Source organism: Clostridium isatidis, from assembly GCF_002285495.1.
GTDB lineage: Bacteria > Bacillota > Clostridia > Clostridiales > Clostridiaceae > Clostridium > Clostridium isatidis.
Window position 1 is genome coordinate 2747501 of record NZ_CP016786.1, and the last position, 7500, is coordinate 2755000.

Consider the following 7500-nt stretch of genomic DNA (forward strand, 5'->3'; position numbering starts at 1 on the left):
TGAGTTAAAACACCAACTGTATATATTCCCGAATTTGAACAATTGCTTAAAGGAAAATCTATTATTCTATACTTCCCTCCAAATGGTACAGCTGGCTTAGCTATATTCTTGGTTAACACACCTAATCTCGATCCTTGCCCGCCTGCTAGAATCATTGCAATTATTTCTTTCTTTCTCATAAAATCCATATCCCCCTTAAAACAAACATTATTATCCCCTAAACAAAACTTTTATCTAATTCTTCTACTATATCTTTAAAGTTTATTTCTCCAGTAAGATTACTGTATAATCTTAAATATTCCTTAGCAGACTTTTCCCAACTATTATCAGAATTCATAGCTTGTACTCTTAATCTTTCAAAAGCTTTTTTATCTCTATATACTTCTAATGCATACTTAGTTATCATTAATAATTCATCAGCTCTATAATTTCTAAAGCCAAAACCATTTCCAACACCAGTATATTTGTTATATGGAATTACAGTATCCTTTAATCCTCCTGTTTCTCTAACTATAGGTAAAGCTCCATATCTTAAAGCTATTAATTGTCCAAGTCCACAAGGTTCAAATAATGATGGCATTAAAAATAAATCTGAAGCTGCATATATTTTATGGGCAAGTTCATTACTAAACCTTATATTTACACTTAATTTATCTCCATGTCTTCTTTCAAAATCCCTGAAACTCGCCTCATAAAGACAGTCTCCAGTTCCTAAAACAACTATTTGAACATCTTCTCTTAATAATTCTTCAAGAATATTTAATATTAAGTCGCATCCTTTTTGGTGAGTTAATCTTGAAACCATACCAATCATAGGTATTTCTTCATTTACTTTTAAGCCTAATTCTTCCTGCAAACATTTCTTATTAATTATCTTCTTATATAATGTATCTACACTATAATTTTCATATATATATTTATCCTCTAATGGGTTATATTCATCATAATCTATTCCATTAACAATTCCTTCTAAAGAATCTCCTCTATATCTTAATAATCCATCTAATTTTTCTCCATATTCCTCTGTCTTTATTTCTTCTGAATATGTTTTGCTAACTGTAGTAACTTTATCTGAGTAATTAATAGCTCCTTTTAAAAAACTAACAGCTCCATAATGCTCCAAACTTCCATTATTAAAAGTTTCATAATCATATCCAAAAAGTTCTGGCAAAACTTCCTTTGAAAACATTCCTTTAAAAAATAAATTATGAATAGAAAATACTGTTTTTATATTTTTAAATTTTTCTTCTTTCATATATTCTAATTTATGCAATACTGGTATCATGCCTGTCTGCCAGTCATTACAATGTATTATATCTGGTACCCAGTCTATATTTTTTATAAATTCTAAAACTGCTCTATCAAAAAAAGCAAATTTTTCTCCATCATCATAATATCCATATAATCCATCTCTTTTAAAATAATATTCATTATCTAAAAGATAAAACTTAACACCTTCGTAATCATATTCTAGTATTCCGCAATATTGGTTTCTCCAACCAACCTTAACATTAAAGTTTTTTAGATACTTTAAATTTTCTACTATATCTTTTCTTATGTCTTTATACTTAGGCATTATGACTCTTACATCTACACCTAACTTTTTTAGTGCCTTTGGTAAGGCACCTATGACATCTCCCAGCCCACCCGTTTTTATTAAGGGGTGAGCTTCTGATGCTGCAATTAAAACCTTCATATTACTCCTCCTTTCAATTATTACTGTCTATAGCTATTTCTTTACTATTTATATCTTCTAAGCTATCATCTATCTCAAACTCCTTATAGGAAAGAATCATAGCTGCCATAGGTGGAACTTTAATTGTTATAGAGTAATCTCTATTATGATATTTATCTTCTACTGCTATAAAAGGCTCCTCATTTATTTGCCCTGATCCTCCAAATAACTTGTTATCTGAATTAAATACCTCTTTATATTCTCCCAAATGTGGTACTCCAAGTTTAAAATCATAATATACAATAGGAGTAAAATTACATATAAAAATTAATGTATCTTCTTTATCAACTCCTCTTCTTATAAAAGAAAAAATACTTTGATCCCTATTATCAGGATCTATCCATTCAAAACCTTCTCTTTCATAATCCAACTCATAAAGAGCCTTATTCTCCTTATAAAATCTATTTAAAGTCTTAACATAATCATGAGTCTTTTTATGCATTTCATATTTATCTATCAATTCCCATTCTAAATCCTCATATTCTCTCCACTCTATAAACTGTCCAAATTCATATCCCATAAAAGCTAATTTTTTTCCCGGATGACCCATCATATATGCTAAATATAGTCTAAGACCGGCAAATTTATTCCAATAATCTCCCCACATTTTATCAACTAAAGACTTTTTACCATGAACAACTTCATCATGAGATAATGCAAGGATAAAATTTTCTGAGTAATTGTACATCATAGAAAAAGTAATATTATTATGGGCATATTTTCTGTATATTGGATCCTCTTCAATATATTTTAGAGTATCGTTCATCCAACCCATATTCCATTTAAAATTGAAACCAAGTCCTCCTACATGTATCGGCATAGTCACATTTGGCCAAGTTGTAGATTCTTCAGCAATCATAAGTATATTGTTAAATTCACTAAAAACGGCTGCGTTCATTTTTTTTAGAAATTCTATTCCTTCTAAGGATCCATTACCACCATATTTATTAGGCTTCCATTCACCTTCTTTTCTACCATAATCTAAATATAAAATATTAGATACTGCATCCACTCTTATTCCATCTATATGAAACTCCCTTAGCCAATAAAGAACATTTGAAATTAAAAAACTTATAACTTCTGGTTTTCCTAAATCAAAATTTGCTGTTCCCCAGCCTCTATTTTCTGCTTTCCATTCTTCCTCATATTCATAAGTAGGCGTACCATCGAATTTATATAATCCATGTGCATCCTTGCAAAAATGCCCTGGTACCCAATCTAAAATAACTCCAATATTATTTTTATGAAGCTCATTTATAAGAGCTTTTAACCCCTTAGGATCTCCATATCTGCTAGTTACTGAATAATATCCAGTTCCCTGATAGCCCCAGGATGCATCTAAAGGATGTTCAATAATTGGCATAAATTCAACATGGGTATATCCCATTTCTACTAGGTATTTAGGCAATTCATTACATAATTCTTCATATGTAAGAAATTCCCCATTATTATGCTTCCAAGAGCCAAGGTGCATTTCATAAATATTAATAGGTTCCTTAAAAGGATCAATTTTTTTCCTTCTATTAAGCCACTTTCTGTCTGTCCACTTAAATTTTATTTCATCACTAACAACTGAAGCTGTATTAGGCCTGAGTTCTGAATATCTTGCATATGGATCACTTTTATAAAAGCCATTTTCTAAAGAATTATTAACAATATAATATTTATAAATACTTCCAGCTTTTAGTTTTGGTATAAATAATGACCATAAGCCCTTATCATTTATTCTTTCCATTTTAAATTCTTCACTTGGCTCAAAGTCACAAAATTCTCCTACAACATAGACTTCCTTAGCCCTTGGTGCCCAAGTTGTAAACCTTACTCCTTTTTTTCTATTCTCAGATATAATATGAGCACCCATAAAACGATAACTTGCATAATTCTTACCTTCATGAAATAACTGAATATCTTCTTGTAAAAGTTGTCCATTTTTAACTTTACTTTTTGCTGCCTGTGACATATTATCTCCTCCTTTGCCTTGTTTGTGTAAATAATTATACCATCACATTCCATTTATTCCCATATATTTCGTTTTTCTATATTTCCTAAAAATGTTTATATTGCTATTTTTTTTATCATATTTCTCCTTAACAGATTTATTTTCTCGATATTTTCTCTGATTTTTCCTATTCCTTTCTTATAATTTGACAAAGCATTTTCTTATTTACTTTTAATATTTTATTAAGGTTAATTTAAGATTTTAACAGGTCTCATATTAAGATTTATCCTTTAAAATTAAAAACAAGTTTTAATTATTTATTTTAAAACTAGCCATACTTTTAATAAGACCTTAAACAATAAACAAGGAGGTAAGTAATGAAAATTTTAGAGGTAAAAAATCTTAAAAAAACCATAGGAAAAAGAGATATTATAAAAGATATTAGTTTTTCCATTGAAGAAGGTGAAATATTCGGATTTTTAGGGCCAAATGGTGCTGGAAAAACTACAACTATTAGAATGCTTGTAGGACTAATAAAACCTACTTCAGGAAATATATCAATTTGCGGTTATGATTTACAAAAAGATACTGAAAATGCACTTAAAGAAATTGGTGCAGTAGTTGAAAATCCTGAATTATATAAGTATCTTTCTGGAAGAGAAAATCTAATGCAAATTGCAAGAATTAGAAAAGTTCCAAAAGAAGAAGTTAATGAAGTTATAAGATTAGTGGGGCTTGAAAACAGGATCGATGATAAAGTGAGGAAATATTCTTTAGGTATGAAACAACGTTTAGGTTTAGCAGCTTCCTTATTATCTAATCCAAAACTGCTTATCTTAGATGAGCCAACTAACGGGTTAGATCCTTCTGGCATAATCGATTTTAGAGAAATAGTTAAAAAAGCTGCTAAGGAAAGAGGAATGTCAGTATTTATTTCCTCTCACATTTTATCAGAGGTTCAAAACTTATGTGATAGAGTAGCCTTTATTAATAATGGAGTAATTAAATCTGTAGAAAGTATTATTAATAATTCAATGGAAACAGAAACAGATATTATTTCCTTAAAGATCCTTGAAAATATTAATTCAAATATACTGTCTGCTTTAGATTATGTAAAATCAGTAAAAAAAATAGATGATAAATTTGAACTTATAATTCTTTCAAATAAAACTCCTGAACTTATAAAATACCTTGTTAATAATAACTACAATATAGATGAAGTATTTAAGTTACGAAAAGGTCTTGAACAAAGATATATGGAATTAGTTGAAGGAGGAATAAGATAATGTTACTAAACCTTATAAAAAATGAGTTCATAAAAATATTTAAAAGAAGCAAAACCTGGATTGTTTTTATTTTATTCCTTATGTTTATTGCTCTAACAGTCTATGCTACTTGGAAAGGTGAACAGAACATGAAGGAAATTAATTCACCTGAGTATCAAATTCAAATAGCTCAAGAACAATTAGCTTATTATAAGGATGAATTAAAAGAGGCAGAAGCTTCTGGAGATGAAGCTTGGGTAGAATCTATAAAATCTTCCATAGAATATTATGAGCAAAATCTAGAATTAAATAAAAAGATATTAAAAGAAGGAGTTAGTGAAGATTCCTGGAAGATAGAATTAGATATGTCTATAGCTAATATTAAAAGAGCTATTAAAGAATATGAGGAAAATGGAACAAAGGAAAGATACAGAAGTGATTATTTAAGTCTTCAAGAAGAATTAGAAACTCTTGAATATTTAAAGACAAACAATATAGTTCCACTTAAAGGATGGGAATACCAAGAATATAATTTCCTTGAAGGCTTAAGTATGCTATTAGGAATAGGACTCTTAGTTGCTGGTATTGCAGTATTTATGAGTGATATTCTTTCTGGAGAATCAACTCCTCCAACCCTTAAGTTTTTACTAGTACAGCCTGTTTCTAGAGCTAAAATTTTGTTTTCTAAATATATAGTTTCTATAATTACAGTTTTATCTTTAATAATAATACCAGAAATAATTGGAATGACCTTTGTAAATTTAACTTCTGACATAAATGCAGCAAACTATCCAACTAGAGTAGGACAACAGTACGAAAAAGTTTTTAACCCAGAATATGGAGAAATGGTTCTCGAGAAAATTCCTGAGACTTCAGAAATGATAACTAATTTTGATTTGGCTATTAGAACAATAGGATATCAAGCAATATTTATAATCGCCTGCTGTAGTGTAATTTTTATGTTTTCTACAATATTTAAGAGTAGTATGACATCTATGGCTATATCTGTTATATTAACAATATTCTTGTCTATAGGAACACAAGTAATTGGAACATTAAAAAATTATAGTCATCTACTATTTACAACTTATGCTAATAGTTATAGCTTAGTATCATCTAAACTGCCTTTAATGTATAATAACGAAAAACTAACAATAACTAATGGAATTATTTGCTTAGCTTTAACAATAATTGTTTCTTATTTAGTATCTCATATTAATTTTACTAAAAAAGATATCCTAATATAAACAATTCAAAATTAAAAAAACATAATTACTGTTCCAAAAAAAGAAGATTGATAACAATCTTCTTTTTTTACTATTCACAATTAAATATTCACATTGATATTAATAACTTAAAAAGTTATCAACAGCAAAACTTATTTTTCTATTTACTTATGTTAATAACTTTTGCTTTATTTTATATTTTTTATTGGATAAGAAAAAAGACTTAAGAATTTATTCTTAAGTCTTTTATAACCTGGCAACGTTCTACTCTCCCACAGGGCTTCCCCTGCAGTACCATCGACGCTGTAGAGCTTAACTGTCCTGTTCGGAATGGAAAGGAGTGTTTCCTCTACGCCATTGTCACCAGATTTCAGAGAACTTGTTCTCTGAAAATTGCACATGAATATAGCCATTATTATTTTGGTCAAGCCCTCGACCTATTAGTATTAGTCAGCTAAATATGTTACCATACTTACACCTCTAACCTATCAACCTTGTGTTCTTCAAGGGGTCTTACTAGCTTATGCTATGGGAAATCTCATCTTGAGGGGGGCTTCACGCTTAGATGCTTTCAGCGTTTATCCCTTCCCGACTTAGCTACCCAGCTATGCTCTTGGCAGAACAACTGGTACACCAGAGGTCAGTCCATCCCGGTCCTCTCGTACTAAGGACAGCTCCTCTCAAATTTCCTACGCCCGCGACGGATAGGGACCGAACTGTCTCACGACGTTCTGAACCCAGCTCGCGTGCCGCTTTAATGGGCGAACAGCCCAACCCTTGGGACCTACTTCAGCCCCAGGATGCGACGAGCCGACATCGAGGTGCCAAACCTCCCCGTCGATGTGGACTCTTGGGGGAGATCAGCCTGTTATCCCCGAGGTAGCTTTTATCCGTTGAGCGATGGCCCTCCCACGAGGTACCACCGGATCACTAAGCCCGACTTTCGTCCCTGCTCCACTTGTGGGTGTCGCAGTCAGGCTCCCTTCTGCCTTTACACTCTACGAACGATTTCCGACCGTTCTGAGGGAACCTTTGGGCGCCTCCGTTACTTTTTAGGAGGCGACCGCCCCAGTCAAACTGCCCACCTAACAATGTCCTGTCACCAGCTTCATGGCGTCCAGTTAGAATCCCAATACTATCAGGGTGGTATCCCAAGGACGACTCCACTGAGGCTGACGCCCCAGTTTCCCAGTCTCCCACCTATCCTGTACAGACAATATCGAAACTCAATGCTAAGCTACAGTAAAGCTCTACGGGGTCTTTCCGTCCAATCGCGGGTAGCGAGCATCTTCACTCGCACTACAACTTCGCCGGATTTGCAGTTGAGACAGTGCC

5 protein-coding genes and 2 rRNA genes (2 of these 7 only partly in view) are annotated in these 7500 nt (G+C 31.9%); 2 read left to right on the forward strand and 5 right to left on the reverse strand.

The window, feature by feature from the left end; genetic code table 11:
* The 3 genes in view from BEN51_RS13010 to glgB are tightly spaced (at most 38 nt apart) and all read right to left on the reverse strand, a layout consistent with a single transcriptional unit that may run on beyond the window.
* Nucleotides 1-179, reverse strand: partial view of a glucose-1-phosphate adenylyltransferase gene (locus tag BEN51_RS13010; protein ID WP_119866429.1) — the beginning only. 1048 nt of this gene lie to the left of the window's left edge; the window shows 179 of its 1227 coding nt (coding positions 1-179); it begins with the start codon at nucleotides 177-179; its stop codon lies off the left edge, out of view.
* 38 nt (nucleotides 180-217) lie between these two features.
* Complete coding sequence (gene glgA / locus BEN51_RS13015; protein ID WP_119866430.1) at nucleotides 218-1696, reverse strand: glycogen synthase GlgA; 1479 nt, start codon at nucleotides 1694-1696, stop codon at nucleotides 218-220.
* A 13-nt stretch (nucleotides 1697-1709) separates the two neighbouring features.
* The gene (gene glgB / locus BEN51_RS13020) at nucleotides 1710-3695 is read right to left on the reverse strand and encodes a 1,4-alpha-glucan branching protein GlgB (protein ID WP_119866431.1); all 1986 of its coding nucleotides are present in this window, start codon (nucleotides 3693-3695) and stop codon (nucleotides 1710-1712) included.
* Nucleotides 3696-4051: 356 nt separating this feature from the next.
* On the opposite strand from glgB, the gene BEN51_RS13025 reads away from it, so the two are divergent.
* Both BEN51_RS13025 and BEN51_RS13030 read left to right on the forward strand, forming a co-directional pair.
* Nucleotides 4052-4960 carry an ABC transporter ATP-binding protein gene (locus BEN51_RS13025; RefSeq protein ID WP_119866432.1) on the forward strand — a complete coding sequence of 303 codons (909 nt, stop codon included), beginning with the start codon at nucleotides 4052-4054 and terminating at the stop codon, nucleotides 4958-4960.
* Nucleotides 4960-6186 carry an ABC transporter permease subunit gene (locus BEN51_RS13030; RefSeq protein WP_119866433.1) on the forward strand — a complete coding sequence of 409 codons (1227 nt, stop codon included), beginning with the start codon at nucleotides 4960-4962 and terminating at the stop codon, nucleotides 6184-6186. The genes BEN51_RS13025 and BEN51_RS13030 overlap by 1 nt, the downstream gene beginning before the upstream one ends.
* 230 nt (nucleotides 6187-6416) lie before the next feature.
* On the opposite strand, the gene rrf is transcribed toward BEN51_RS13030, so the two are convergent.
* Nucleotides 6417-6533: ribosomal RNA gene (gene rrf / locus BEN51_RS13035) — 5S ribosomal RNA — on the reverse strand.
* A 52-nt stretch (nucleotides 6534-6585) separates the two neighbouring features.
* Nucleotides 6586-7500: ribosomal RNA gene (locus BEN51_RS13040) — 23S ribosomal RNA — on the reverse strand (it continues 1991 nt past the right edge of the window).

Bases quoted from the DNA above. Each gene is read 5' to 3' on its own strand.
- glgA (WP_119866430.1), bottom strand. From the start codon at position 1,696: ATGAAGGTTTTAATTGCAGCATCAGAAGCTCACCCCTTAATAAAAACG.
- glgB (WP_119866431.1), bottom strand. From the start codon at position 3,695: ATGTCACAGGCAGCAAAAAGTAAAGTTAAAAATGGACAACTTTTACAA.
- BEN51_RS13025 (WP_119866432.1), top strand. From the start codon at position 4,052: ATGAAAATTTTAGAGGTAAAAAATCTTAAAAAAACCATAGGAAAAAGA.
- BEN51_RS13030 (WP_119866433.1), top strand. From the start codon at position 4,960: ATGTTACTAAACCTTATAAAAAATGAGTTCATAAAAATATTTAAAAGA.